This window comes from Massilia sp. ZL223, from assembly GCF_018119395.1.
Lineage (GTDB): Bacteria > Pseudomonadota > Gammaproteobacteria > Burkholderiales > Burkholderiaceae_D > Telluria.
On the sequence record NZ_JAGPWD010000022.1, the window covers coordinates 29,771 to 55,910 of the forward strand.

Sequence of the window (26,140 nt, forward strand, 5' to 3'; positions counted from 1 at the left end):
TGCCTGTATGCCGTGCGGATGAAACCGCGTTAGCACGACGCGACGGACTTGGGTTCCGGCCTTCGCCGGAACGACGTGCTGGAGCTAGCCGCTAGCTCATAAACCGTCGTTCCGGCGAAGGCCGGAACCCAAGTTCGCAGCACACCACCATTTTCACCGTTCACCACAACAACAAGAATGCCCCTCTTACTAAAACTCCTGCTCGTCCCCTCCCTCATCGCCGCCGTCACCCTCGCAGGCCGCCGCTGGGGCCCCAAGGTCGCCGGCTGGCTCTCCGCCTTCCCCATCGTCTCCGGCCCCATCCTGCTGGCCATCGCCCTCGAACAGGGCAGCGACTTCGCCGCCACCGCCGCCGCCAACACCCTGCTCGCCGTGCTGGCCATCCTGGTTTTCAGCGTCGCCTACGCCCGCGTGGCGAAGCGCCAGGGCGTGTTCGCCTCCATGACCGCCGCCCTGCTCGCCTGGGCCCTGAGCGTCGCCCTGCTGCGCAGCCTCGAATTCCCGCTGTGGGCCGGCTTTGCCGCCGTCCTCGCCGCCCTGCTCGCCGCCCCGCGCCTGATCGGCAAGATCGATGCGCGCAAGACCTCCGCCGCCCCGGCCCGCGACCTGCCCTGGCGCATGGCCGCCGGGGCGTTCCTGACCCTGGCCGTCACCGCCGCCGCCGCCCAGATGGGCCCGCGCCTGAGCGGCATGTTCGCCATGTTCCCGGTCATGAGCACGGTGCTGGTCGGCTTCTCGCACCGCAGCTCCGGCCCCGGCTTCGCGGTCGACCTGCTGCGCGGCATGGTGCGCGGCTACTATGCCTTCGCCGTGTTCTGCCTGGTGCTGGCCCTGCTGCTGCGCGCCCAGCCGCTGGCGCCGGCCTTCCTCGCGGCCACGGTGTGCGCCCTGGCAGTGCAGCTGGGCTTGCGCGCCGCCATGGCCCGCTTAAAATAGCTCGATTCACCATACACAAGGAGACCGGGATGCCCCACATGTTGCTGATCCACGAACCCGTCGGCCAGCGCGCCACCCGCAGCGATCCGGAAGGCCGCGCCGTCTACGACCGCATGCTGCGCTGGGGCGACGACCTGAAAGCCCGCGGCCTGCTGCTGGGCGCCGAATCGCTGGCCTCGACCGAGCACGCAGTGCGCGTCAGCACCGGCGGCGGCCGGGCGCGCATCGTCGACGGCCCCTTCGCGGAAGCCAAGGAAATGGTTGGCGGCTTCTTCCTGGTCAACGTGGACACGCGCGAGGAAGCCGTGGCCCTGGCGCAGACCTGCCCAGCCGCCGAATGGGCGACGGTCGAGGTGCGCGCCTTGGCGCCCTGCTTCGAAACATAAAAAAATATCAGCGGCGATGTCGAAACGCCGCGCCGCCGTTCGTCGTAGGGAATGAAAGGCGGCATGCGCCGCTTTCCAACCAAGGAGAACGACATGCGTTTCATGATCATCGTCAAGGCGACCGGCGCGACGGAAGCGGGCGTCATGCCCGACGCCAGCCTGTTCGCCGCGATGGGCGAGTACCACCAGGAACTGGCCCGCGCCGGCGTCTTGCTCGACGCCAACGGCCTCAAGCCGAGCAGCCAGGGCTGGCGCATCCGCTACGAAGGCAAGCAGCGCAGCGTGATCGACGGCCCCTTCGCCGAGACCAAGGAGCTGATCGCCGGCTACACCCTGATCCAGGTCCGCTCGCGCGAAGAAGCGCTCGAATGGGCGCGCCGCTTCCCCAACCCGCACGGCGAGGGCGCCGCGGCCGAGATCGAAGTGCGCCCGCTGTACGAGATGGACGACCTCCCCGCCTACGCCCAAGCCCACAAGGAGCAATGATGCATACCCAGATCTACGTGAACCTCCCGGTCAAGGACCTCGAACGCAGCAAGGCCTTCTTCGGCGCGCTCGGCTTCAGCTTCAATCCCCAGTTCAGCGACCAGAACGCCGCCTGCATGATCGTCAATCCCGACGCCTATGTGATGCTGCTGGCCGAGCCCTTCTTCCAGGGCTTCACGCGCAAGCCGATCTCAAGCGCCAGGGACAGCACCGAGGTGCTGGTCTGCCTGTCGCGCGACAGCCGCGCGGCGGTCGACGAGATGGTGGCCAAGGCGCGCGAAGCCGGCGGCAGCGTGCCGGCCGAAGCGCGCGACTACGGCTTCATGTACCAGCACGGCTTCGAAGACCCGGACGGCCATATCTGGGAGCTGGCCTATATGGCGTCGATGCCCCCGGCGCAGGCCTGATGGACGCCAGCGTCGATCAGGCGATTGCGGGCGTCTGGCGTATCGAGTCGGCCCGCATCGTCGCGAGCGTGGCGCGCATCGTGCGCGACGTCGGGCTGGCCGAGGAGCTGGCCCAGGACGCGCTGGTCGCGGCGCTCGAGCACTGGCCCCGGGACGGCATTCCCGAGCGTCCCGGCGCCTGGCTGCTCACCGCCGCGCGCAACAACGCCCTCGACCGCCTGCGGCGCGACCGCTCGCTGCGCGACAAACTGGAACAGATCGGCCTCGACCTCGAGGCCCAGGAGGCGCTCGTGGTGCCCGACTTCTCCGACAGCCTGGACGACAAGCGGCGCGACGTGTTCCAGGACGACATGCTGCGCCTGATGTTCACCGCCTGCCACCCGGTGCTGCCGGCCGACGCCCGGGTGGCGCTCACCCTCAAGCTGCTGGGCGGCCTGTCGACCCAGGAAATCGCGCGCGCCTTCCTGGTGCCGGAAGCCACCATGGCCCAGCGCATCGTGCGCGCCAAGCGCAGCCTGGGCGAGGCCAGGGTCGCCTTCGAGCTGCCGCCGCCCGAGGAACTCGACGAACGCCTGGGGACGGTGCTGGAAGTGGTCTACCTGGTCTTCAACGAAGGCTACTCGGCCACCGCCGGCGAAGACTGGATGCGCCCGCAGCTGCTCGAGGAAGCCCTGCGCCTGGGCCGCATCCTGGCCGAACTCGCGCCCGGCGAACCGGAGGTGCACGGCCTGGTGGCCCTGATGGAACTGCAGGCCTCGCGCATGCATGCGCGCCTGGACGGCGCCGGCAAGCCGGTGCTGCTGCTCGAGCAGGACCGTGCGCGCTGGGACGGGGTGCTGATCCGGCGCGGGCTGGCAGCCCTGGAACGCGCCGCGAAGCTGGACCTGCCGCGCGGCCCCTACGTGCTGCAGGCCGAACTCGCGGCCTGCCACGCCCGCGCCCACCGCGCCGAGCTGACCGACTGGCGCCGCATCGCGGACCTGTACGCGGAGCTGGCCGCGATCCAGCCCTCGCCGGTGGTGGAGCTCAACCGCGCGGTCGCCGTCGGCATGGCGGACGGACCGGCCGCCGGGCTGGCCCTGGTCGACCAGCTGGCCGCCGGCGGCAAGCTGGTCGGCTACCACTGGCTGCCGAGCGTGCGCGGCGACCTGCTCGCCAAGCTCGGACGCGGGCGCGAAGCGAAGCAAGAATTCGAACGCGCCGCCGCCCTGACTTCCAACGCGCGCGAGCGCGAACTGCTGCTCGAGCGCGCGGCCTCCCAACAATGACAAAACCCCGCGGCCGGGAGCCGCGGGGTTTTGGTGGAGGACACGGTCAGCGTACGATGCAGTCGGTCGACTGTCCCTGTCCGGGTCCTGCGCCATTGCTGGCCACCGGACCGCCGCTGCCGGCGTCGAAGCTCGGCGGCGGAACGAACTGGATGCCCGGGTTCGACGGCACGATCACCGGCGGCTGGTTCACGTTCGGCACATAACCGAACTGGCCGGCCTGGAAGCCGAGCGCGCCGCCATTGTTGGTGACGATGATGGCGCCGTCGGTCACCTGCAGGTGCAGGCCCGGGGCCAGGGGCGGCGGCGCCGCCGGACCGTCCGCACCACGGGGAAGCTTGCCGCCCGCGCCAATCGGTGTCTTCTCCGCCGGGTTCGACTGCGGCAGCGCACTGGTGTTGTACTCGATGCGAATGCCGGCCGGCGGCGGGGGCGGCACGTACTGCGCCACGAAGGTGGTGCCGCGGATGCCGATGGTCGCGGTCGGCGTCTTGAGCGAGAACTTTTCCTTGTTGCGCTTGCCCATCAGGCCGGTGATCGAGCGCAGGCCGCCCTTCACCAGGCTGTAGCTGGCGTTGTCCGCTTCCGGCTTGTTCTCGTCATAGGAGAAGTTCTCGACCTTGAAAGTGGTGCCGGGGCGCAGCGTGATCTCGCTGTTGTCCACGAACTTGATCTGGGCGTAGGTGTTCTTCTCCGACACCAGGGTGTCGCCGCTTTCGATCTCGGAACGCAGAGCCAGCACCTTGACGCTGCCGTCCGCCTTCTTCGCCAGCAGCGGGCCGCTCAGGTGCGTCACCATGCCGGCCACCTGCGCCGCCCAGGCCGCGCCGCCGGCACCGAGCAGCAGCGCGAACAGCAGCGCCTTAATTGCAGTACATTTTTGCAGCAGGTTTTTCATTCTTCACTCCAGTGTTCTCCGCGGACGCAGGACCGGCCTGCTTCTCGTTCTTCTCCGGCTGTTCCGGACCGCCCTGGCCCGCATCGGCCTTCGCCTCGTTCTGGCGGTTGATCAGGTTGACCGCCACGCGCTGCGTGTCGTCGATCGGTGCGGTCGCCTTGCCCTGGCCGGGGGTCGATACCTGGCAGGCCGGCAGGGTCGGATCTTTCGAGCACAGCACGGCCGTCGGCAGCACCGCTTCGCAGCCTTGCAGGTTTGGCGACACCACGCACTGCGCCAGCTTCGGCAGGCGCACTTCGCAACCCTGCAGGGACGGGCTGCCGATGCACTGCGCCAAGGTCGGCAGCACCACGCCGCAGCCCGGCGCGCCTGGCTTGACGATGCACTCCGACAGCGTCGGCAGCACGCCTTCGCACACCGGGGCGCCCGGGTCCACCAGGCAGGAATCGAAGGTCACCTGCACGGTCTGGGCGCAGCCTTCCTGGCCCGGATTCACCTTGCACACCTCGATGGGCGGCAACACCACGGCGCAGTTCGGCCCCGTCGGGTTGACCAGGCAAGCCTCGAAGGTGGCGCGCCGGATCACCGGTTCGCAGCCCGGCTGCTTTGGGTTGAGCTGGCACTGGGACAGCGGGGGCAGGATGCTGCCGCAGTCCGGGCCGGCCGGATTGACGATGCAAACCTGCAGCGCGGCATCCAGCACCGGGGCGCAGCCCGGCAGCGCCGGATTGACCAGGCAGGCGGACAGCGGCGGCGGCGGGAGCGGTTCCGGTTCAGGTTGCGGATCCGGTTTCGGGTCCGGTTGCGGATCCGGCTGCGGCTCGGGTTGCGGATCCGGCTTCGGGTCCGGCTGCGGCTCGGGTTGCGGGTCGGGTTGCGGATCGGGTTGCGGGTCCGGTTGCGGGTCCGGTTGCGGATCGGGTTGCGGGTCCGGCTTCGGGTCCGGTTGCGGGTCCGGCTTCGGATCCGGCTCCGAACCGGTGGTGGTCACCGTGAGGCGGTCCGCCGGCACCAGGATGCTGCCCGGTGCGATCGAGGTCGAGCCGCCCTCCACGCTCACGCTGCCGCTGGCGGTGTTCACGCGCGCGGCGGCGCCGATGGTGACCGCGCCGCCATTGTCGGCGAACAGGCGGATGTTGCCGCTGTCCGAGCTCACGCTGCCTTCGATGGTCAGCGGGCTGTGGGTGATCAGGCTGATGTTGCCGCTGCCCGTCTTGATGCCCTGTTCATAGGACTCGGTCGCCGCCACGGTCAGGCCGCCGGTGCTCTCGATCGCGATCGCGCCGCCGTTGCCGCTGCCGGCCTGCACCACGTCCTGCAGGATCAGCGGGCGGTCGTTGACGATGTTGATCGGGGCGATGCCGGCCGCCGTATTGGTGGCCGAGAGGATGTTGGCGCTGGTATGCAGCGGGAGCTTGTCGCTGCCGATGCCGCCGCGCGAGGTCAGCGACAGGTAGCTGCCCTTCAGCGCGCCGGCGCCGCCGATGGAATCCGCGTCGATCAGCACGGCGGTTCCTTCGAGCGCGCTGTCGACGAGCAGGTCGCCGCCGCGCAGGTTCACTTCCACCCCTGCTTTCACGCCCACCAGCTCGCCCAGGGTGGCGACGCGCAGGCTGTCGATCCAGTTGAAATGAAACTGGTGGCCGGACGCGGCGCCTGCCAGGGCGCCGTCGACCTTGTTGGCGCCGCTCAGGTACACCGTGCCGCCCTGCACGGCCAGGTCGCGCGTCGTGATCGCGCCCGACCCGTTGATCGAACCGCGTGCGCTCAGGTCCACCAGGCCGCTCGCGTTCACCGCGCCCGACAAGCTCAGGCTTTCGCCGGCCTCGAGCACGACGTCGCTCGACTTGATGGCGCCATCCACGCTGAGCGCGTTGCCGCTCAGCTTGACGCCGGCGCTGGCCTCGATGGTGGCGGCGCGGTCCACCGACACGCTTGCGCCGCCCAGCCTGGGGTGCAGGTTGCCGACGAACTGGCTGTTGGCGCCGGTGAGCGTGACCGGGGCGCCGATGCTGATCGCGCCGCGCGTGTCGATCACCAGGTTGCCCGCCAGGGTCACGGGACTGTCGATCCTGACCATCCCGTTGTGGGCGCTATTGCCGATGCTGATCTGGTAGACGTCCATCTTCGCCAGCTGGGACGGCTGCAGGCTCAGGGAGCCGGTGTCGTAATAGCTGCCGATCTCGGCCACCTTGATGGCGGTGGCGTCGTTATAGGTGGTGAAGCTCACCGTCGGCAACACGCCGTTCACACCGCCGACCTTGCCGAAGAAATTCATGCGGGAGGCTTTGAAGTCGATGTAGCCGGGGCTGGAGACCGAGCCTTCCTGGTCGAGCGTGAAGCTGCCCTTGGCGCGGAAATCGGCGGTGCCCCCGACCCGCAGCGCCGCGTTGACGACGATGTCGTTGCCCGCCTCGGCGCGCAGGTTGTAGGGCGTGTCGATGCCCAGTTCGAATGTCAGGTCGTGCTGGGCCTGGAGGACGATGTCGGCCTTGGTGTCCAGCAGGGTCTGCGGCGAGACCCGGCTCACGCCGCTGGCCGGTCCGCTGCCGAACACCGCGACTTCGAGCGCGCTGGCCTCGCCGCCGGCCCCGACCACGATGTCGTAGGGGTCGAGCAGCCAGGTGCCCTGGCGCCCCTGTGCGGAACCCGCATCGACGCGGATGCCGGCGACGTCCAGGTCGTGGCCCGAGGTCTCGACCAGGCCGCCCTGGCCCATGCCGCGCGCCGAGATGCTGCCGTAGGCCGCGGTCGCGCCATCCGACCACAGCACCACCTTGCCGCCCTCGCCCTGCGCGAGCGCGTCGGCGCGGATGCTGGCGTCCTTGCCGAACCAGGTCTGCCGCGCGTTGGGCAGCAGCGGGTTCTTGCCCTGGTAATCGCCGCCGGCCAGCACCGTGCCGCCGCCCAGCTGGCCGCTCGCGTCCACCGCGGCGTTGCCGGCCAGGCCGACGCGTTCGCCCAGCAGGTGGATGTCGCCGCCCTTGCCGGCGCCGCGCGCACTGGTGACGCTGCCCTGCCCCAGCACGGCGTCGCGGCTGGCCTTGAGGACGATCTTGCCGTTGGCGCCGACCACGGCGCTGTCGGCATTGACCGCGCCGCGCTGGTTCACCAGGGCGCCGTAGATGCCGATGCGGCCGCTGCTGGCCACCACCTGGCCCAGGTTGATCGCCTGGTCCTGGGGCGCCGACACGACCACGTGCAGGTCGGGGTTGCCGGCGTCGACCAGCTCCACGCTGCGCCCGGCAGCGAGCACGATCTCGCCGTTGGGCGCGCTGATCACCCCGCTGTTCTCGATGTTCGGTGCGACCAGGAACACCTTGCCGCCGTTCGGCGTGGCGATGGCGCCTTCGTTGCGCACAGCACCGGCGGCCGCTCCCTCCTTGAAGCGCTTCTTCCCGGCCAGGAAGTCGGCGTCGCTCATGTTCAGGGTCGAGGCCACCAGGCCGTTCACGTCGACGCGCGCGTCGCGGCCGAACACGATGCCGTTCGGGTTGATCAGGAAGACCTTGCCGTTCGACTGCAGCGCGCCCAGGATGCGGCTCGGGTCCTGGCCCAGGATGCGGTTGAGCACCGCGCTGTCGCTGCTTTGCTGGATGAAGCGCGTGACCTCGCCCGCATTGACCGAGAAGCTTTGCCAGTTGATGATCGTGCCGGGCGTGTTCGTGATCGAGAACACGTTGCCCTGCTGCGAGAAGCTGGCCTGGCCGGCGACGACCTGCGGCGAGGCCGGCGCTGCCTGGGCGCCGCCGACGCCCGCCACGGCGGCGGCCACGAGCAGCGCCGCCTTGCGGATCTTGAAGAGTGGTTTGTTCATCTGGTCTTCCTTTAGTAGGCCAGGCCGATACGCACGTGCAGCTTGTCGCTGCCCTTGCTGACCGTCCCCAGCGCGCCCGCTTTCACGACATGGCCGTAATCGACCTGCAGCGAAGCCGCGCTGCCGGCGGCGAAGCGCAGGCCGAGGCCCGCGCCGGCGATGGTGGTGCTGTCCAGCTCACCCGGCAGCGGATGCTTGCGCTTGCCGTAGGCGCTGTCGTAGAAGGCGAGCGCGCGGCATTGCCAGCCGGCGCGGCTGCACCAGTTGGGCGTGTACAGTTCCAGGTTGGCGTTCAGGCCCGAGTCCGTCGACAGTTCGCGCTCGCGGAAGCCGCGCACCGAGGTCGAGCCGCCGGCGCCGAACTGCTCGCCCGGCACCAGAGCGTCCGGGCTGAGCTGGCCGTTGGCCAGCAGGCGCGCCTGCCAGTCGCTCTCGCCCAGGGCCTGGCTCCAGGCGCCGGACAGGCGCAGCGCGGTGTAGCCCGGCTTGGCGTTCAGGCGCGCACGCTTGAAATCCTCGTCCGAACCGCGCGATCCGCCCGGCAGGTTGCGCAGCAGGGTCAAGGCGAAATTCGCTTCGCCGCCGTCGAGCGCTACCCGGCCCGCGTAGCCGATGCTGAGCGGACGCACGGTGACGTCGTTGCCGAAGTCCTGGTCCGCGAACAGCACGCTGTTCTTGTAGGCCTTGATGTCGGCGCCCAGCAGCAGGCGCGCTTCGAAGTCGCGCCCGCCCAGGAGGCTCTTGGGCAGGATCTTCGTATAGCGCGCGCCATATACGGCGCCGCGGCCGCTCACGGCCAGGTCGAACAGGCCCGCGCTCACCACGCCGGAGTCGACGTCCGAATAGCTGGCGTAGAAGTCCAGCGCCGCGCCTTGCGCATACAGGGGAATGTGGTAGCCCAGGCCCCAGACGGCGACCTGGTCGGGCTTTTCGACGGTGGTGGTGTACTGCAGGCTGCCGACATGGTCGCGCCCCCCCAGGTTTGCATGCTGCAGCACCACGCCCGCGTGGGTCTTGCCGGTTTCGTCGGTGCCGGTGTTGTCGAGGTTGAGCATCACGCTCCAGGGCTTCTCGTCCTGCACCTCGATGCTGGCGTCGACGCTGTCGTCGGCCGCGCCGCTGCCCAGGCTCAGCTTGATCTTCTTGGACGGGTTCTCGTTGGCCAGCTTGAGGTTGGCCGACACCTCCTTGAGGTTGGGCGTCTGTCCCGCGGCCAGGGCCGGCAGGCTGCGGCGGATGTTCTCTTCGCTATGCCAGGCGTTGCCGCCGACCTTGATGCTGCCGATCTTCGTCTGCAACACCTTCAGGCGCACCACCCCGCCATTCAGCTCCTGTTCCGGCAGCTGCACGGTCACGACGTTGTAGCCGCGCGCGTGGTACAGGGCTTCGAGCGCCTCCAGGGCGCGCTGGACGTCGCCGAAGTCGCGGTCCGGTCCCGCGTAGGGGGCGACCGCCTGCTCGATCTCCTTCGGGTCGAGCAGGGTGTTGCCGGCCACGTCGAAACGGCTGATCTCGAACCGGACGATATCATCGGACGCGGGCGCGGCGGCCTGGGGCCCTTCCTGGGCCCAGGCTGCGCCGACGGCGACGGCAAGCACGGAGCCTGCGAGCAGGCGTGCGAAGCGTTGTTTCATGTGTTAGCTCTACGGTGTTTGTTCTTATCTGTTTTTGGCGCGGACCGAGCGCACCCGGAGGCGCGCTGGCGGGACTGCATGCATGGTGAGTGTACCCAGCTTTAACTTGCAATGGAGAAAAAGTAAGGTATGAAAAGCAACTTCCCCCACGCGTAGGGGGAAGGAAGACGTCACATTGTTGTTCTTATGCAACTTCAGATGTCATTTGGTCTCGAAACTGGTGACGCCGTCCCAGTCCGGCCCTGGAGGTCGACGCCGGTAGTGGGCAAGGCGTTCCAGGTAGAGGGCATACAGGGCCTGCTGCGGATGCCGATCCTGCAGCGCCTGAATGGCTTCCTGCGCCGCGTCCCACTGCTGCGCTCGCACCAGCGCCAGTGCGGCGTCCCAGGCCGCCAGCTCGCCATGCACGGCCGCATCGAGTTCGCCTGCCCTGCCGAGCGGCTCGAAGATCGCGACCGGCTCGTTCTTGCCCTTGACCCGCACAAGGTCCAGCTCGCGCCAGGCGAATTCCGGCGCCGCCAGGCGGGTCGCCTCGCCGGCCGCGATGCCCACGCCGTAGACCTTGGTAATGCCTTCCAGGCGCGAGCCCAGGTTGACCGCGTCGCCCATCACCGTGTAGGCGCGGCGGATCGCCGAGCCCATGTCGCCCACGTGCATCAGGCCGCTGTTCAGGCCGATGCCGATCCTGAGCGCCGGCCAGCCGCGCTGCAGGAACTCGCGGTTCAGGCGTTCGGCGCTCTCCTGCATCAGGAGCGCCGTCGCCACCGCACGGCTGGCGTGGTCGGCGAAGTGCACGGGCGCGCCCCAGAAGGCCATCACGGCGTCGCCGATGTACTTGTCGAGCGTGCCCTGGTGGCTGGAACGGATGTCCTCGGACATCGCGGTCAGGTAAAGGTTGATGTACTCGCGCAGCTCCTTCGGGCTCAGGCCCTCGGAGATGGTGGTGAAGCCGCGCACGTCGACGAACATCACGGTCAGCTCGCGGCTTTCGCCGTCCATGTTGTAGGCGGCCGGGTCCTCGGCCATCCTGGCCACCAGCTCGGGCGCGACGTATTCGCCGAAGCGCGAAACCAGCGCCCTGCCCTTGCGGAATTCGAAGAAGTAGCCCCAGGCCAGGTTGAGCACGAACAGCGCGCCGACCAGCAGCAGGCAGATGAAGATGTCGAGCACCATGTCGTGCTCGGTGTAGAGGTAGAAGTTGAACCAGGCGCAGAGGGCGAACACCGCGCCGGCCAGCAGCACCGACCAGGCGGGCGACAGCAGCGCCAGCGCCGCGCTCAGGACCAGGCCGACCACGGCGACCTGGATCGCCTCCACCGATTGCGCCCACCAGGGACGGGTCTTGAAGCGGCCGTCCAGCATCGACTTGATCAGGTTGGCGTGCACCTCGACCCCGGGGAAGACCGGGTTCACGGGCGTGGCGCGCAAGTCCTGCAGGCCCGGCGCCGTGGTGCCGACCAGGACGATCGTCCCCTCCAGCACCTGCTTCGGCACCCGGCCGGCCAGCACGTCGGCGGCGGAAACGTAACGGAAAGCGCCGCCTTCCGGTCCGCCGCTGCCGCGGTACTGGACGGCGACCGTCATCGCCTGGCCGACCGGGATGCCTGTCGCGCGCCGTCCCGGCAAGAACATATCGAGGTACTCGACCGAATCGGCCTCGCGCTCGAGCGCCGACAGCGTATCGACCGTCTCGGTGAAACGCGGCTTGACCGCGGTGGCCTCGGCGAAGACGGCGGCCGTGGCCACCGACAGCGAGGGATAGTAGCCATCGCCGATGCGGAAGATCAGGGGCGACGAACGGATCAGTCCATCCGCGCCCGGCAGGGTCGTGAAGATGCCGGCGCCGGCCGCGGCCTCCTGGAGGCGCGCGATGTTCGCTTCATATCCCGTTCCCGCGTAGCTCAGCAGCGAGCGGCCGTTCAGGTCTTCGCCGGTGAACGAAGGCGCGGGCAGCACGCCCTTCTTCACTTCCGCGGACAGGTTAAAGCCGAGCACCACCGGCTGCCCGCGCAAGGCCTCGGCGAAGCGCCCGTCGTAGTCGAGCTGTCCCTTGATCTGGCCGAGTTCGCGCTGCAGGCCCGGCACGTCCTTGAGCTCGCGCGCGGCCAGGCGCTCCAGCACGGCATAGCCGGAGCTCAGGTCCGGTTCCGGGAACGAGATGTCGAAGCCCACGGCGCCGGTTTCGTAATGGCGCGTGAGCTGCTCCACCAGCCTGGCCAGCACATGGCGCGGCCATGGAAAGCGCCCGATCTCGTCCAGGCTCTTGCTGTCGATATCGACGATGACGATCGAAGGATCGAGCTCGAAGGGTTCCAGGCGCATGCGCAGGTCCGAGATGATCGTGTCCTGGCGCGCGATCGTGTGGCTGGTCCAGACATCCAGCGGGTACAGCGCCGCGACCAGGGTGAGCAGCACACCGGCGGTCCAGCGGACACCGTATTTCGACCACGCGCGGCCGAAAGCCTGCCGGATGCTTCCCATGCCCTTCCCCGCAGCTCAGGGCTGGTAGCCGGGAATCGCCGCCTCGTCGACCTCGTCGATCTGCGACGGGTCCAGGTTCTTGCGGGCGAACTCCAGGTAGACCTTCCGGCGCACGAAGACGTCGAACAGGTCGGGGTCGATGTGGCCGTTGAGCGCGAACTTGCCGAGGATGTGCAGCGACTCCGACAGGGTCTTGCCCTTCTTGTAGGGCCGGTCGCGCGCGGTGAGCGCTTCGAAGATGTCGGCGATGGCCATGATGCGCGCCTGGACCGACATCTGCTCGCGCGTCAGGCCGCGCGGATAGCCCTTGCCGTCCATGCGTTCGTGGTGGCCGCCCGCGTATTCCGGCACGTTCTTGAGGTGCTTGGGCCAGGGCAGCGACTCCAGCATGCGGATCGTCACCACGATGTGGTTGTTGATGATCTTGCGCTCTTCCTCGGTCAGGGTGCCGAAGCGCACGGTCAGGTTCAGCACCTCCTCGGCGCTGAGGAAGTCCTGTTCCTGCCCATCCGGCCCGGTCCACGGGGTGCGGGCGATGCGGCGCACGCGTTCCTGGTCTTCCGGCGCCATGCCTTCGCCGCCGACGTTGGCGCGGCGCAGGAAGTCGCGGTCGGCGCGGATGCGGTTCTGTTCCGACAGCAGCCGGTCCTCGATGGCGGCAGTGTCGGCGTCCGGCTCCAGCCTGGCGCGCAGGGCGCGGATCTCGGCGTCGCGCAGCAGCACTTCGAAGCGGGTGTCGACCAGGTGGATGCGGTCGAAGATGGTCTGCAGCTTGGTGGCCTTGTCGACCACGTGCACCGGGGTCGTGATCTTGCCGCAGTCGTGCAGCAGGCCGGCAAGCCACAGCTCGCGGCGGTCGGCGTCGGTCATGCTGAAGGCCGCCAGCGGCCCGCTGCCGGAACCGTGTGCGGCCTCGGCCAGCATCATGGTCAGCTCGGGCACGAACTGGCAATGGCGGCCGGTATAGGGCGATTTCTCGTCGATGCCGATGTTGATCAGGTTGACCAGGGCTTCGAGCAGGCCTTCGAGCTGCTTGACCAGCTGCTGGTTGGTCAGCGCCACCGCGGCCTGCGCGGCCAGGGCCTCGATGAAGCGCTGGTCGGTCTGGGTGAAGGCGCGGATGGTCCCGGTCTCGCGGTCCTTGGCGTTGACCAGCTGGAGCACGCCCACCAGCTCGCCCTCGTGGTCGGTCATCGGCACCGTCAGGAAGGATTGCGAGTGATAGCCGAAGGCCGCGTCGAAGGCGCGCATGCCGGAGAAATTGAAGACGTCCGCCTTGTACACGTCCTCGATGTTGACCGACTGGTTGAAGTTGGCCGCATAAGCCGCCACCGAGGCCAGGTTCTTGTTGCCGTAGCTGTCGTAGAGCGGCACCGGCTGGATGTCGATCGGCTTGCCGCTCACTCCGCCCTGGTAGATGCCGAGCGTGTCGTTGATCGAGATGTGGAAGCACAGGTGCTCCCCGTCCTCGCTCGGGCGGTACAGGGTGCCGCCGTCGGCGTCGGTCATCTGCTTGGCGACGCGCAGGATGCGGTCGAGCAGCGCGGCGGTGTCGCGGTTGCCGCCGAGCGCCACGCTGACCTCGGTCAGCTGATGCAGACGTTGCGCGAGTTGGGACGGGGTCAGCTCTTCCATGTTTCGACGGCAATGTGAATTGCAAAATGGTATCTTTCCGCAGTGTAGCTTTCTTACGGCAGGCTGACCACATATTCTGGTGATGAGTCGCAATTTTTAGAGCCACAGAGACACAAACCCGCTATCATCGAACCTGTTTTCACAACAAAAAGACAAGTTCTGGCAGGAGTGTCCTGATGAAATTCCGCTTCTGGGGCGTACGGGGATCGATCCCGTCACCGGGTCCCCGCACCGCACGCTACGGCGGCAACACGACCTGCATCGAAGTGCGCACCGACGACGACACCCTGATCGTGCTGGACGGCGGCACCGGCCTGTTCCCGCTGGCCCAGCACCTCCTCGCCCGCAGTCAGCAAACTGCGCGCGAAGGCGGGATCGCCGCCAACATCTTCATCACCCACAGCCACTGGGACCACATCCACGGCCTGCCCTTCTTCACCCCGCTGTTCGTCAAGGGCAGCCGGGTGCGCCTGCACGGCGCCTACGACCCGGTCACCGGCAAGGGCATCGAGCACGTGATGGCGGTGCAGCTGCAGAACAGCTACTTCCCGGTCAGCGAGACCCAGATGGACGCCACCATCGAATACCGCACCCTGGAGATCGGCCAGGCGATCGAGGTCGGCGATGCGCGGGTTTCGAATGTCCTGATGAACCACCCGGTCACCAACCTCGGCTACCGCATCGCCTGCGGCGGCAAATCGGTGTTCTTCACCGGCGACCACGAACCCTGGCACAACCCGCATCCGCCGGGCGGCAGCGAGCACGCCGCCTTCGAAGAGCACCTGGCCGCGCGCGAGCGCGAGATCGACGCCGCCATGCGCGGCGTGGACGCCCTGATCGTCGACTGCTCCTATACCCGTGAGGAATACCCGTCCAAGCTGGGCTGGGGCCACGGCACCTTCGACGCCGCCATCGAGATGGCGCTGCGGGTCGGCGCGCGCGCGCTCTACTGCACCCATCACGAACCGACGCGCGGCGACGACGAGCTCGAAGCGGTGTTCGCCGACGTGCTGGCGCGCTACGCGCACAAGCTGGGCGGCTTGCGGGTCCACCTGGCCTACGAAGGCCTGGAAGTCGAACTGCCATGAACGACGCCCTCAGCCCCTCCGCCGGCGACGCCGAGCGGCGCCTGGACTTCCTGGGCAAGCTCCAGCACACCACCACCAAGATCCACGCCACCTCCAAGCTGGACGAGATCATGCTCGACCTGGGCATGGACTTCTGCGACCTGTTCCACTGCGACCGCTTCACCCTGTACGCGGTGGCGCCGGACAAGGAGCACATCGTCTCCAAGGTCAAGACCGGGCTAACCTCCTTCCGCGACCTGCGCCTGCGCATCGCGCCCAGCTCGGTGGCGGGCTATGCGGCGCTGACGCGCCAGACGATCTCGATCGCCGACGTCTACGACGAGGACGAGCTGCGCCGCCTTTCGCCCGAGCTGCACTTCCAGCGCGGGGTCGACCAGCGCACCGGCTACCGCACCCGCGAGATGCTGGCGGCGCCCCTGGTGGCGCAGGGCGGCGAGCTGCTGGGCGTGGTCCAGTTCATCAACCACCGCGACGGCGGACCCTTCCCCGCCCTCTACCTGGACGGCGTGCGCCAGCTGTGCGACACGCTGGCGGTGGCGCTCGACAAGCGCCTGGGCCCGCAGCCGGTGCGCGGCAAGTACGACGCCCTGGTGCAGGAAGCCGTGCTGTCCGCGGCCGAGCTGGAACAGGCCACCCGCGCAGCGCGCGACCGCGACCTCGACATCGAGGACCTGCTGGCCGACGAACTGCGCGTGCGCCGCGCGGCGATCGGCGCCGCGCTGGCCGCCCACTACGGCGTGCCCTACGAACCCTTCCGCGCCGACCGGATCAAGCCGATCGAGCTGCTGCGCAACCTGAAGCTCCAGTATGTCGAGGAAAGCGGCTGGCTGCCGCTCGAGGACGGGCGCGACGGCCTGGTGGTGCTGGCGATCGACCCGGACCGCACCAGCGCATCGCGCATCGTGTCCCAGCTCTTCCCAAAGGCGAAGGTGCTCTGGCGCGTCACCACGCGCCGCGAATTCCGCCAGACCGCCGACCAGTTCTTCGGCACCGGCCCGGCCAGCAACGAATCGGTGGGCGAGCTGCTGTCCGGGCTGGAGGACGACGAGGACGGCGAAGGCTCATCCGAGGTATCGGAAGCGGTCGAGAACGAACTGGTCAAGCTGCTCAACAAGGTGATCGTGGACGCCTACCGCCAGGGCGTATCGGACATCCACATCGAACCCCAGCCCGGCAAGGGCAAGACCGGCATCCGCTTCCGCAAGGACGGCATCCTGGTGCCCTATATCGAGATTCCGTCCAGCTACCGCAACGCCCTGGTGGCGCGCGTGAAGATCATGTGCGACCTCGACATCTCGGAGCGCCGCAAGCCCCAGGACGGCAAGATCAAGTTCCGCAAGTACGGGCCGCTCGACATCGAGCTGCGCGTGGCGACCATCCCGTCGAGCGGCGGGGTCGAGGACGTGGTGATGCGCATCCTGCAGGCGGGCGAGCCGATCCCGCTCGGCCAGCTGGGCATCAGCCCGGGCAACCTGGAACGCCTGGTGCCGGCCATCGAGAAGCCCTACGGCCTGTTCTTCGTGTGCGGCCCCACCGGCTCGGGCAAGACCACCACCCTGCACTCGATCCTGGCCCACCTGAACACGCCCGAGACCAAGATCTGGACCGCGGAAGACCCGGTCGAGATCACCCAGAAGGGCTTGCGCCAGGTGCAGGTGAACCGCAAGGCCGGCCTGGACTTCGCCGCCGTGATGCGGGCCTTCCTGCGCGCCGACCCCGATATCATCATGGTCGGCGAGATGCGCGACAAGGAAACGGTCAGCACCGGCATCGAAGCTTCGCTGACCGGCCACCTGGTGTTCGCGACCCTGCACACCAACAGCGCGCCGGAATCGATCGTGCGCCTGATGGACATGGGCATGGACCCGTTCAACTTCGCCGACGCCCTGGTCGGCATCCTGGCCCAGCGCCTGGCGCGGCGCCTGTGCACTTCCTGCCGCGCAGCCTACCATCCGGACGAGCACGAGATCGAGGCCCTGCTGTTCGAATACTGCGAGGACCTGGTCGCCACCAGCGCCTTCCGCAGCGATCCGGTGGCCGCGCGCGACAAGGTGCTGGCGGGCTGGCGCGCCCGCCACGCCGACGGCGAAGGCCGTTTCACCTTGTACCGCGCGGTCGGCTGCGATGCCTGCACCAAGGGCTACCGGGGCCGGGTCGGCCTGCACGAGCTGATGCTCGGCACCGATGGCCTCAAGCGCCTGATCGTCGAGCACGCGCGCGTGGCCGCCCTGCTCTCGAACGCCCTCGAGGACGGCATGCAGACCCTCAAGATGGACGGGGTCGAAAAAGTGCTGGCCGGCCTGACCGACATGAAGATGGTGCGGGCCGTCTGCATCAAATAAAGGCCGGCGGCGCACCGCGCCGCCGGCTCATGCCGCTTACTGCTCGACGAACACGGCCGCCGTACGCGCCGGCACCGTGAAGCTGGCGCTGGCCGGATCGAAGCGCGAGCCCTGCACCACCGCGTCAGCCGATTTGCGCTGCAGCTTGTGCAGCGACAGGCGGGCGCCGCGCAGTTCCGGGATGGCGATGGTCTTGGCCGCCTTGTCCACGTTGAACAGCACCACCACGCTGCGGTACTGGGCCTCCGGGTAGCGGCTCGGCTGGTCGCCCGCGATGCGCATCGCCACCAGGCCAGGCACCTGGTCCGGACCCGTATTCAGGAAAGTCAGGCGCTCGCTGACGTCCTGGGCGCTGCGCAGGCGGAACAGGCTGCTGTCCTTGCGGATCGCCAGGAATTCCTCAAACACCGCCTTGGCCGACTGGATCGCGCCGCTGTCCGGCTTGATCAGCGGATTGGCCAGGATAGGCTGCATCACCCACCAGTTGTCGCGGTTGACGCCCGCCATCGGCAGGCCCACGCCGAAGTTGTTCGACGCGTAGCTGTAGTCCAGGCGGTTGAACCAGTCGCCGGCGTTATAGCTGTCGCGGTCGAGCGACTTGGAACGCAGGATTTCCTGGCCCGCGTGGATGAAAGGCACGCCCTGCGACAGCAGCACGATGGCCGCGCCCAGGTTCTGCACCCGCACCCGGTCCGCCACGCTGGTGTTCTGCGGGAGGCGGAAGGCGTTGATGTCGAACAGGGTCTGGTTGTCGTGGGCTTCGATGTAGTTGATGGTCTCGCTGGGCGCGGCCGCGAAGCCCGCCTGCTGGCCGAAGTAGTCGATCTGGGCATTGCTGCGCAGCGAACCGAAACGGTCGACGAAGCGGTAGTCGCGCAGGGTGCCGGACAGGCCGACGCGCACCAGGTCGGCCAGGCGCAGCGCATCGTCCTTCGACTGGCTGGCCCAGGCGTTCGGGTCATACCACGCGCCGTTGATGAAGCCCTGCTGGCTCACCAGGTTGCCGCCGCCGTCGCAACAGCCGCCGCCGCGCACCGCGTCGCGCAGGCGGTCGTTGAAGGAACCGATGCCGCTGCCGAACATATTGGCCTGGCGCGCCTGCACGAAGCGCGCGTCGTTGCCGACCGTGCCGAAGTTCCAGGCTTCGCCGTACAGGTAGATCTCGCGGCCGGCGGAGCGGTTCACCTCGGCCTGCAGGCGCTTCATCAGGTCCAGCGGCGCGAAGCCCATGATGTCGAAGCGGAAGCTGTCGACCTGGTAGTGCTTCGCCCACAGGGACACCGAGTCGATCATCAGCTTGCCCATCATCGCGTGCTCGGCGGCGGTGTCGGCGCAGCAGCTGTCGTTCAGGATCGAGCCGCTGTTGTTGAGGCGGTAGTAATAGGCCGGGACGATCTTGTCCAGCACCGATGTCGGGCCCTGCTGCGAGCCGCTGGTGTGGTTGAAGACCACGTCCATGGTCACGCGCAGGCCGGTTTCATGCAGGGCCTGGACCATGGAACGGAACTCGCGCACGCGGGCCGCGCCGTCGTTGGCATCGGTGGCGTAGCTGCCGTCCGGGGCGTTGTAGTGGACCGGGTCGTAGCCCCAGTTGAAGCAGTCGCTGTCGCGCACCGCGTCCACCGCCGCCTGCTGGCTCTCGGAGTCCGGCGCCGCGTTCGGGATGGCCGGGCTGACGCAGCCGGTTTCGTCGACGCTGGCGATGTCGAACACCGGCAGCAGGTGCACGTGGCTCAGGCCCGCCTTCTGCAGCGATTTCAGGTGGCGCATGCCGTTCGAGTCGCGGTCGGCGAAGGCCAGGTACTTGCCGCGGTGGCCGGCGGGCACGGTGGCATCAACAGCGCTGAAGTCGCGCACATGCAGCTCGTACAGCGAGATGTCGGCCGGATGCGCGAGCTTGGGGCTGCGCTGGTCGTCCCAGCCGGCCGGCTTGAGCGCGGCGCTGTCCAGGTTGCCGACGAAACTGCGGCGGCCGTTGGCGTTGAGGCTGACCGAATACGGGTCGGTCACGGTATTCGTCACCACCGCATTGTTCGCCCAGCGCGACAGCACCTTGACCGTGTAGGTGTACCAGGCGCGGTTGGTCCAGTCGGCGTTCGGGGCGGTATAGGTCCACAGGCCGCTGGCGGCGTCGCGCCGCATCGCCACCTGGGTGGCGGCGGGAGCGGACGCATCCGCATAGATGTCGAGGCTGACGGAGCGCGCGGTCGGCGCCCAGACGCGGAAGGTCGGCACGCCGGCGCGGTCGAAGGTGAGGCCCAGCTGGGCGTTCATGGCCTTGGCCGCAAAGACCTCGTCGAGCATGCCGGCGTTCTGCAGCGAGGTCACCTGCACCAGGCGGCCGTCGGCGCCGAACTGGGCGATCGCGAACTGGGCGCTGGCCAAACCTGCAGCCTGGGCGGCGTCCGCGTCCGACAGGGCCAGGCCGGTGGCGCCGGCGAGGTGCGGGAATTTCTGGCGCACGGATTCGGGGAGGCTCGCCGGCTGGAGCGCGAAGGTGCCGTCGGCGCCGGTGACGCCCTCGATGCCGGAGCCCAGGCCCCCTTCGCGCGCGTAATACAGGCGGTAGCTGCCGCTGGACGGCACGCCCGGCCAGGCCAGGTGGCGCGCGGACAGCCAGTGGGCGCTGGCGCTGGACAGGTTGCCGAAGCTGATCGCCGGCGGCGAGTTGTAGATCGTGCAGTCGCCTTCCAGCAGCCAGATCTCCTGGCCTTTCTGCCAGACGTCGGCGTTCAGGGCCGCGCCCTGGTCATTGCCGCAGTTCTTGGTGCCGTTGCCGTCCGTGACCAGGAACCAGAACGCGCTCTTGCCCGCGGCCAGCGGGATGTCGACGTAGCCGCCGAAGCCGTCCGTTTTCGTGAACATGAAGCGGGTGGTGATCCAGGCCGTGCTCGGGTTTTGCGGGCCGTCCCAGGAGTACACGCCCCACTCGGCGGTATCGTTCTGGACGCGGCGGAAGTGGACGCGGATGCTGCCGGGCGCCAGCGCTTCGCTGCTTGCTGCCGCGGTGGTGCCGGCCAGGCTGCGGTTGGCGGACATGCCGGACACGGCGGGATCCTCTCCTCCCCCGCACCCGGCCAGCAGGCCGCCTGCGGCGAGCACAGCGGCAAGCACTCGCAGCCGTGAAGTGAAACTACGTGCATCGAACATTGTGTCTCCTCTGTATTTTTGTCTGCGCTGCCTTCATAGCGAGGCTTCAGTACCGGCGGCAGCGGTGGCCAGCGGTCACTGTGTAATATTACTACTAGCGTTAGCAAAAATGTAAAGAAGTATGCACGCTGCGGCGATTGCGCGACAGGCGAAAAAAAAGCGGAGCATGCGCTCCGCTTTTTCGTACCGGACCAGCCGGGAATTACATGATGTGGGTGCCGATCCACCACGCCACCGCCGCCATGAAGGCCGACGCCGGGATGGTGAAGATCCAGGCCCAGACGATGTTGCCCGCGACGCCCCAGCGCACGGCCGAAGCCTTCTGCGAGGCGCCCACGCCGACGATCGCGCCGGTGATGGTGTGGGTGGTCGAGACCGGGATGCCCCAGAAGCTGGCCATCAGGAGGGTCATGGCGCCACCGGTCTCGGCGCAGAAGCCGCCGACCGGCTTGAGCTTGGTGATCTTCTGTCCCATGGTCTTGACGATGCGCCAGCCGCCGAACAGCGTGCCGAAGCTGATCGCCGCATAGCAGGAGATGATGACCCAGGTCGGCGGAAGCGCATCGGTCGGGCTGGTATAGCCTGCCGCGATCAGGAGCATCCAGATGATGCCCATGGTCTTTTGCGCGTCGTTGCCGCCGTGGCCCAGCGAATAGCCGGCGGCCGAGGCCAGCTGCAGGCGGCGGAACCACACGTCGACCTTGCGCGGGGTGGACTTCACGAAGATCCAGGACACCATCAGCATGATGACCGAGCCGAGCACGAAGCCGAGCAGCGGCGCCAGCACGATGAACATCACGGTCTTGATCAGGCCCGCCGAGATCAGGGCGCCGGTGCCGGACTTGGCCACCGCGGCGCCGACCAGGCCGCCGATCAGCGCGTGCGAGGACGAGGACGGAATGCCGTAGTACCAGGTGATGATGTTCCAGACGATGGCCCCGACCAGGGCGCCGAAGATCACATAGTGGTCCACCACATGCGGATCGATGGTCCCCTTGCCGATGGTTTGCGCCACCTTCATGCTGACCACGAAGATCGCGATGAAGTTGAAGAACGCGGCCATGGCGACTGCGGTTTGCGGCTTCAGGACGCCGGTCGAGACGACGGTCGCGATCGCGTTCGCCGAATCGTGGAAGCCGTTCATGAAGTCGAACACCAGCGCCAGCAGCACCAGCATGCCCAGCACGTAAATGCTGATGTGTAGAGTTTCCATAGTTATTCTTGTTCTGTGGCCGCGTTACGCGTTCTCGACAATGATGCCTTCGATGATGTTGGCGACATCTTCGCAACGGTCGGTGACGGTTTCGAGGATCTCGTAGATGGCTTTCATCTTGATCAGGTTGCGCACGTCCGGCTCGTCGCGGAACAGCTTGGACATGGCGGCGCGCATCACGTGGTCGGCGTCGGACTCGAAGCGGTCGATCTCTTCGCAGATGGCGACGATCTTCTGGGCGTTGCCCATGTCGTGCAGCAGGGCGACAGCGTCCTGCACCTTCAGGCAAGCCGACAGGCACAGCTCGGCCAGGCGCTTGGCTTCCGGGGTCACCGCATGCAGGTCGTACAGCGAGATGGTCTGGGCCGCGTCTTCCATCATGTCGAGGATGTCGTCCATGCGGGTGATCAGCTTGTGGATGTCGTCGCGGTCGAGCGGGGTGATGAAGGTCTTGTGCAGCAGGTCGACGCAGGCGTAGGTGATCTTGTCAGCCTGTTTTTCGATGCTCTCCACAGCGTGGGTGCGGTTTTCCAGGTCGTCGAAATTGGTCATCAGGCCAACCATTTCCTGCGCACCCTTCACGCACAATGCGGCGTGCTGGTTGAACAGATCAAAAAACTTGCCCTCCTGGGGCATCAGGCGTCCAAACATATTGTTCTCCGTTGTGAATCTCTTGGGACTTCGAAACCGCTGGACCGGTCGGCAGCGGCAAAGTATTCGACGGCTTAATCGCCCTGGTAGATGGCGAGGTTACCGCTGTAATTGCCAAACTTGGTGTACTGGCCGATCCAGGTCAGGCGAATCGCGCCGATAGGACCGTTACGCTGCTTGCCGATAATGATCTCGGCGGTTCCTTTGTCGGGCGAGTCCGGGTTGTAGACCTCGTCGCGATACAGGAAGATGATCACGTCCGCATCCTGTTCGATAGCGCCGGATTCGCGCAAGTCGGACATGACGGGACGTTTGTTGGGGCGTTGTTCCAGCGAGCGGTTCAGCTGGGACAGCGCGATGACCGGGCAATGCAATTCCTTGGCCAGGCCCTTGAGCGAACGCGAAATCTCCGAGATCTCGGAGGCGCGGTTGTCGCCCGGCTGGCTGCCCTGCATCAGCTGCAGGTAGTCGACGATGATGAGGCCCAGTTTGCCGCATTGGCGGGCCAGGCGGCGCGCGCGTGCGCGCATCTCGATCGGGTTCAGCGCCGGCGTCTCGTCGATGTAGAGCTGGGCGTCGTTCATCTTCTGGATGGCGTGCGTCAGGCGGGGCCAGTCCTCGTCGTTCAGGCGGCCGGTACGCAGGCGGTGCTGGTCGAGCTGGCCGACCGAGCCCAGCATACGCATGGCCAGCTGGGCGCCGCCCATTTCCATGGAAAACACGGCGACAGGCAGGCCCGCTTCGATGGCGACGTTCTCGCCGATGTTGACCGAGAACGCGGTCTTGCCCATCGACGGACGGCCGGCCACGATGACCAGGTCGCCCGGCTGCAGGCCGGAAGTCATGCGGTCGAGGTCGATGAAGCCGGTCGGCACGCCGGTGATCTCGCCCTGGTTCTCGCGCGAATACAGTTCGTCGATGCGCTCCACCACCTGGGTCAGCAGCGGCTGCACCGCGGTCCAGCCCTGGGCGCCGCGGGCGCCCTGCTCCGCGATCGCGAAGATCTTGGACTCGGCCTCGTCGAGCATCTGCTTGACTTCCTTGCCTTGCGGATTGAAGGCATTGCCGGAGATCTCGTCGGCGACGGTGATGAGCTTGCGCAGGATGCCGCGGTCGCGCACGATCTCGGCGTAGCGGCGGATGTTGGCCGCCGACGGCGTGTTCTGCGCCATCGCGTTCAGGTATTGCAGTCCGCCCACTTCCTCGGCCTTGCCGAGCTGGTTGCAGGCCTCGTAGACCGTGATCACGTCCGCCGGCTTGCCCGAGTTGATCAGGCGGATCATCTGTTCGAAGATGATGCGGTGGTCGTAGCGGTAGAAGTCGTCCGCATGCATGAAATCGGCAATGCGGTCCCAGGCCGCGTTATCGCGCAGCAGGCCGCCGATGACGGACTGTTCTGCTTCGATGGAGTGCGGCGGGATGCGCAGGGATTCGATTTGCGGATCGGCGGGTGCGGAATTCATGGGCGGCATTATACCTGCTCCGGTCACGCGGCTGAAATAATTGGTGAATCTTGCCAATAAAAAAAGCCGGGCGAACCCGGCTTTTTTCTTTTATACAACAACAGCTTAGGCTGCTTCGCCCACGACGGCGATGGTGATCTCCGAGACCACATCGGTGTGCAGGGCGACGGCCACCGGGAATTCGCCGGTGGTCTTCAGCGGGCCGGTCGGCAGGCGAACCTGCGACTTCTCGACCGGGAAGCCTTGCTTGCTCAGAGCTTCGGCGATGTCGAAGTTGGTGACCGAACCGAACAGACGGCCGTCCACGCCCGCCTTCTGGGCGATGGTGACGGTCATGCCGCTCAGCTTGTCGCCTTGCGCCTGGGCAGCAGCCAGCTTTTCAGCGGCGGCTTTTTCCAGTTCGGCGCGCTTGGCTTCGAACTCGGCCACAGCCGACTGGGTCGCGCGGCGTGCCATCTTTTGCGGGATCAGGAAGTTACGTGCGTAACCGTCCTTGACTTTGACGACGTCGCCCAGGTTGCCGACGTTGACTACTTTTTCCAACAGAATAACTTGCATGTTTTATCTCCAGGATATCTGACTGTCGTGGCCGACGATTAGGCGTTGTGCAGGTCGGTGTACGGCAGCAGCGCGAGGTAGCGTGCGCGCTTGATCGCGGTGTCGACCTGGCGCTGGTAGTGCGCCTTGGTGCCGGTCAGGCGTGCCGGCATGATCTTGCCGTTTTCCTGGACGAAGTCCTTCAGGGTGTCGACGTCCTTGTAGTCCACCTGTTCCACGCCGGCGGCGGTGAAGCGGCAGAACTTCTTGCGCTTGAACAGCGGGTTCTGCTGTTTGCGCTTGAGTTTTTCTTTAGCTTTGTTTTTGTCGAACTTTTTACCGAATGCCATTTTGAGGCTCCTGTATCTATCTAGTGCCGCTTAGGCGGCTTGAAAATCAATGATGTGAAACACCAGGGCTTTGCTGTTGCGGTTTTTCTTTGCGAGGAATCCGCTGAAACGGTAGCTGGCGCCGAGTTCCGCGCTGCCGAACCTGCCCGAGATCTCACCCGCGGCGAAGGCGGGGATCTCGAACTCGACCTGCCTTGCGACGCCGGCCTCTTCCTGCTGCCCACTGTGCATCAGGATGGCGGACACGATGGGTACGCCGGCCGGGGTGTAGCGCAGGACATCACGCTCGGCGATGGTCGCTTCGAGCTCGAGCTGGTTCACTAATTCCGTTTACTACGAATTCCTGGAGAAAAACTTAGGCAGCTGCGGCCGGGGCAGCGGCTGCTGCTTCTGCGCGGTGGCTCTTGGCTGCGTCTTCGCGCTGGACCGACTTCATCATCGGCGACGGTGCGGTTTCAGCTTTCTTCATCTTAACGGTCAGATGACGCAGGACAGCATCATTGAATTTGAATGCGGTTTCCAGCTCGACCAGGGTCTCGTTGTCGCACTCGATGTTCATGCAGATGTAGTGAGCCTTCGGCAGCTTCTGGATCTGGTAAGCCATCTGGCGACGGCCCCAGTCTTCCACGCGATGGATGTTACCGCCGCGGCTGGTCACCGTGGTCTTGTAACGCTCGATCATCGCCGGAACTTGTTCGCTCTGGTCCGGGTGGACGATAAAAACGATTTCATAATGACGCATGCAACACTCCTTGAGGACGTTTAAACAAATGCCCACCTCGGCGTCAAGACGAGTGTGGGAAGGGAAAGCCTGCTATGGTAACACGTGCACAAGCCGCAGGCAACCGGTCGGTCCCGGATGCCTTCGCTTTTCCCACGCCCGTGCGAAAAGATGGCTGCTGCATAATATGCAAGAATGTGAATTCTCACATCATTTTTGTTTCATGTGCGGTGCTAGCATGTCCTGGCTGAACACAAGTTCAGCCTAAGAAACGACATGTCGCACACACCTGGAGACAATATGAAACTGAAGAAACTGTACGTTGCAGTATTGGCGATCACGGTATCCGCAGCGGCCTACGCCTGGCCCTCGAGCACCTGGACCCGGGTTTATTATTCGGACTCCACCATGACCACCCAGGTCGGTTCGCAGACCTTCACTTGCCGCGGCTACATGATCACCACCGGCCAGCAGACCGCATACTTCGACTACACCGAAGAAGGCTGCGAGTGGTAAGCTGAGGCTTCGTACCCGGCGGCCAGGGCAGCCGGGCGCGCGGGAGCGGTGCGCGTGGAAAAAACCAACGCGGCCGCTCCCGCCCTAAAAATATTCCTGTTTTCCCTTGCGTCTTGCGAAATACTGTATAAAAATACAGTCTGGTCCTACAACTATCCAGC

Annotated in this window: 21 protein-coding genes; 8 read left to right on the plus strand and 13 right to left on the minus strand. The window is 66.8% G+C overall.

All coding sequences use genetic code 11. The features are described 5' to 3' along the window. The first annotated feature begins 177 nt into the window (after positions 1–177). The 5 genes from KBW95_RS14520 to KBW95_RS14540 all read left to right on the plus strand — a co-directional run bounded on the left by KBW95_RS14520 (position 178) and on the right by KBW95_RS14540 (position 3,483). Positions 178–936: a hypothetical protein gene (locus KBW95_RS14520; protein ID WP_211528599.1), complete on the plus strand. Its 759-nt coding sequence runs from the start codon at positions 178–180 to the stop codon at positions 934–936. A 29-nt stretch (positions 937–965) separates the two neighbouring features. After that, the gene (locus tag KBW95_RS14525) at positions 966–1,322 is read left to right on the plus strand and encodes a YciI family protein (protein WP_211528600.1); all 357 of its coding nucleotides are present in this window, start codon (positions 966–968) and stop codon (positions 1,320–1,322) included. A 93-nt stretch (positions 1,323–1,415) separates the two neighbouring features. Next, complete coding sequence (locus KBW95_RS14530) at positions 1,416–1,808, plus strand: YciI family protein (protein ID WP_211528601.1); 393 nt, start codon at positions 1,416–1,418, stop codon at positions 1,806–1,808. Then, entirely contained in the window at positions 1,808–2,215 is a 408-nt protein-coding gene (locus tag KBW95_RS14535) for a VOC family protein (RefSeq protein ID WP_211523397.1), read from the plus strand. The genes KBW95_RS14530 and KBW95_RS14535 overlap by 1 nt, the downstream gene beginning before the upstream one ends. Next, the gene (locus tag KBW95_RS14540) at positions 2,215–3,483 is read left to right on the plus strand and encodes an RNA polymerase sigma factor (protein WP_211528602.1); all 1,269 of its coding nucleotides are present in this window, start codon (positions 2,215–2,217) and stop codon (positions 3,481–3,483) included. The genes KBW95_RS14535 and KBW95_RS14540 overlap by 1 nt, the downstream gene beginning before the upstream one ends. Positions 3,484–3,529: 46 nt before the next feature. On the opposite strand, the gene KBW95_RS14545 is transcribed toward KBW95_RS14540, so the two are convergent. The 5 genes from KBW95_RS14545 to KBW95_RS14565 all read right to left on the minus strand — a co-directional run bounded on the left by KBW95_RS14545 (position 3,530) and on the right by KBW95_RS14565 (position 13,948). Further along, positions 3,530–4,381: a FecR domain-containing protein gene (locus KBW95_RS14545; protein ID WP_211528603.1), complete on the minus strand. Its 852-nt coding sequence runs from the start codon at positions 4,379–4,381 to the stop codon at positions 3,530–3,532. Beyond that, positions 4,347–8,198 carry a filamentous hemagglutinin N-terminal domain-containing protein gene (locus tag KBW95_RS14550; RefSeq protein ID WP_211528604.1) on the minus strand — a complete coding sequence of 1,284 codons (3,852 nt, stop codon included), beginning with the start codon at positions 8,196–8,198 and terminating at the stop codon, positions 4,347–4,349. The genes KBW95_RS14545 and KBW95_RS14550 overlap by 35 nt, the downstream gene beginning before the upstream one ends. Before the next feature lie 11 nt (positions 8,199–8,209). Continuing rightward, a complete protein-coding gene (locus KBW95_RS14555; protein WP_211523393.1) occupies positions 8,210–9,832 on the minus strand; it encodes a ShlB/FhaC/HecB family hemolysin secretion/activation protein in 1,623 nt (540 codons plus the stop codon). A gap of 201 nt (positions 9,833–10,033) precedes the next feature. After that, a complete protein-coding gene (locus tag KBW95_RS14560) occupies positions 10,034–12,313 on the minus strand; it encodes a CHASE2 domain-containing protein (protein ID WP_211523392.1) in 2,280 nt (759 codons plus the stop codon). 15 nt (positions 12,314–12,328) lie between these two features. Further along, on the minus strand, positions 12,329–13,948 hold the full coding sequence (locus tag KBW95_RS14565; protein ID WP_211523391.1) for an HD family phosphohydrolase: 1,620 nt from the start codon (positions 13,946–13,948) through the stop codon (positions 12,329–12,331). A 176-nt stretch (positions 13,949–14,124) separates the two neighbouring features. Between KBW95_RS14565 and KBW95_RS14570 the strand changes: the two genes are divergently transcribed. Then, a complete protein-coding gene (locus KBW95_RS14570; RefSeq protein ID WP_211528605.1) occupies positions 14,125–15,036 on the plus strand; it encodes an MBL fold metallo-hydrolase in 912 nt (303 codons plus the stop codon). Further along, a complete protein-coding gene (locus tag KBW95_RS14575; protein ID WP_211528606.1) occupies positions 15,033–17,378 on the plus strand; it encodes a GspE/PulE family protein in 2,346 nt (781 codons plus the stop codon). The genes KBW95_RS14570 and KBW95_RS14575 overlap by 4 nt, the downstream gene beginning before the upstream one ends. Positions 17,379–17,414: 36 nt before the next feature. Here the strand turns inward: KBW95_RS14575 and pulA are convergent, their stop codons facing one another. The 8 genes from pulA to rpsF all read right to left on the minus strand — a co-directional run bounded on the left by pulA (position 17,415) and on the right by rpsF (position 25,484). Continuing rightward, on the minus strand, positions 17,415–20,417 hold the full coding sequence (gene pulA / locus KBW95_RS14580) for a pullulanase-type alpha-1,6-glucosidase (RefSeq protein WP_229429762.1): 3,003 nt from the start codon (positions 20,415–20,417) through the stop codon (positions 17,415–17,417). A gap of 313 nt (positions 20,418–20,730) precedes the next feature. Then, positions 20,731–21,741 carry an inorganic phosphate transporter gene (locus KBW95_RS14585; RefSeq protein ID WP_211519124.1) on the minus strand — a complete coding sequence of 337 codons (1,011 nt, stop codon included), beginning with the start codon at positions 21,739–21,741 and terminating at the stop codon, positions 20,731–20,733. 24 nt (positions 21,742–21,765) lie between these two features. Further along, positions 21,766–22,392, minus strand: a complete 627-nt coding sequence (locus tag KBW95_RS14590) for a DUF47 domain-containing protein (RefSeq protein ID WP_211523387.1) — start codon at positions 22,390–22,392, stop codon at positions 21,766–21,768. Between the two features lie 74 nt (positions 22,393–22,466). Then, entirely contained in the window at positions 22,467–23,864 is a 1,398-nt protein-coding gene (locus KBW95_RS14595; protein ID WP_373888805.1) for a replicative DNA helicase, read from the minus strand. Positions 23,865–23,960: 96 nt separating this feature from the next. After that, entirely contained in the window at positions 23,961–24,413 is a 453-nt protein-coding gene (rplI, locus tag KBW95_RS14600; RefSeq protein ID WP_211523385.1) for a 50S ribosomal protein L9, read from the minus strand. Between the two features lie 38 nt (positions 24,414–24,451). Beyond that, positions 24,452–24,742 carry a 30S ribosomal protein S18 gene (gene rpsR / locus KBW95_RS14605; protein ID WP_036249492.1) on the minus strand — a complete coding sequence of 97 codons (291 nt, stop codon included), beginning with the start codon at positions 24,740–24,742 and terminating at the stop codon, positions 24,452–24,454. Between the two features lie 30 nt (positions 24,743–24,772). After that, entirely contained in the window at positions 24,773–25,063 is a 291-nt protein-coding gene (gene priB, locus KBW95_RS14610; protein WP_211523384.1) for a primosomal replication protein N, read from the minus strand. A gap of 34 nt (positions 25,064–25,097) precedes the next feature. Continuing rightward, positions 25,098–25,484 (minus strand): 30S ribosomal protein S6, encoded by a 387-nt coding sequence (rpsF, locus tag KBW95_RS14615; protein WP_020656856.1) that lies wholly within the window; start codon positions 25,482–25,484, stop codon positions 25,098–25,100. A gap of 279 nt (positions 25,485–25,763) precedes the next feature. On the opposite strand from rpsF, the gene KBW95_RS14620 reads away from it, so the two are divergent. Further along, positions 25,764–25,979, plus strand: coding sequence for a DUF6289 family protein (locus KBW95_RS14620; RefSeq protein ID WP_211528608.1), 216 nt, complete (start codon positions 25,764–25,766; stop codon positions 25,977–25,979). Positions 25,980–26,140 lie beyond the last annotated feature (161 nt).

What these genes read in the sequence shown, in the direction of transcription:
- KBW95_RS14540 (WP_211528602.1), top strand. Translation starts at nt 2,215, where the DNA reads ATGGACGCCAGCGTCGATCAGGCGATTGCGGGCGTCTGGCGTATCGAG.
- KBW95_RS14595 (WP_373888805.1), bottom strand. Translation starts at nt 23,864, where the DNA reads ATGCCGCCCATGAATTCCGCACCCGCCGATCCGCAAATCGAATCCCTG.
- KBW95_RS14570 (WP_211528605.1), top strand. Translation starts at nt 14,125, where the DNA reads ATGAAATTCCGCTTCTGGGGCGTACGGGGATCGATCCCGTCACCGGGT.
- KBW95_RS14585 (WP_211519124.1), bottom strand. Translation starts at nt 21,741, where the DNA reads ATGGAAACTCTACACATCAGCATTTACGTGCTGGGCATGCTGGTGCTG.
- KBW95_RS14525 (WP_211528600.1), top strand. Translation starts at nt 966, where the DNA reads ATGCCCCACATGTTGCTGATCCACGAACCCGTCGGCCAGCGCGCCACC.
- KBW95_RS14575 (WP_211528606.1), top strand. Translation starts at nt 15,033, where the DNA reads ATGAACGACGCCCTCAGCCCCTCCGCCGGCGACGCCGAGCGGCGCCTG.
- KBW95_RS14560 (WP_211523392.1), bottom strand. Translation starts at nt 12,313, where the DNA reads ATGGGAAGCATCCGGCAGGCTTTCGGCCGCGCGTGGTCGAAATACGGT.
- KBW95_RS14545 (WP_211528603.1), bottom strand. Translation starts at nt 4,381, where the DNA reads ATGAAAAACCTGCTGCAAAAATGTACTGCAATTAAGGCGCTGCTGTTC.
- rpsR (WP_036249492.1), bottom strand. Translation starts at nt 24,742, where the DNA reads ATGGCATTCGGTAAAAAGTTCGACAAAAACAAAGCTAAAGAAAAACTC.
- rplI (WP_211523385.1), bottom strand. Translation starts at nt 24,413, where the DNA reads ATGCAAGTTATTCTGTTGGAAAAAGTAGTCAACGTCGGCAACCTGGGC.
- rpsF (WP_020656856.1), bottom strand. Translation starts at nt 25,484, where the DNA reads ATGCGTCATTATGAAATCGTTTTTATCGTCCACCCGGACCAGAGCGAA.
- KBW95_RS14530 (WP_211528601.1), top strand. Translation starts at nt 1,416, where the DNA reads ATGCGTTTCATGATCATCGTCAAGGCGACCGGCGCGACGGAAGCGGGC.
- KBW95_RS14620 (WP_211528608.1), top strand. Translation starts at nt 25,764, where the DNA reads ATGAAACTGAAGAAACTGTACGTTGCAGTATTGGCGATCACGGTATCC.
- KBW95_RS14565 (WP_211523391.1), bottom strand. Translation starts at nt 13,948, where the DNA reads ATGGAAGAGCTGACCCCGTCCCAACTCGCGCAACGTCTGCATCAGCTG.
- KBW95_RS14590 (WP_211523387.1), bottom strand. Translation starts at nt 22,392, where the DNA reads ATGTTTGGACGCCTGATGCCCCAGGAGGGCAAGTTTTTTGATCTGTTC.
- KBW95_RS14535 (WP_211523397.1), top strand. Translation starts at nt 1,808, where the DNA reads ATGCATACCCAGATCTACGTGAACCTCCCGGTCAAGGACCTCGAACGC.
- KBW95_RS14550 (WP_211528604.1), bottom strand. Translation starts at nt 8,198, where the DNA reads ATGAACAAACCACTCTTCAAGATCCGCAAGGCGGCGCTGCTCGTGGCC.
- KBW95_RS14555 (WP_211523393.1), bottom strand. Translation starts at nt 9,832, where the DNA reads ATGAAACAACGCTTCGCACGCCTGCTCGCAGGCTCCGTGCTTGCCGTC.
- pulA (WP_229429762.1), bottom strand. Translation starts at nt 20,417, where the DNA reads ATGTCCGCCAACCGCAGCCTGGCCGGCACCACCGCGGCAGCAAGCAGC.
- KBW95_RS14520 (WP_211528599.1), top strand. Translation starts at nt 178, where the DNA reads ATGCCCCTCTTACTAAAACTCCTGCTCGTCCCCTCCCTCATCGCCGCC.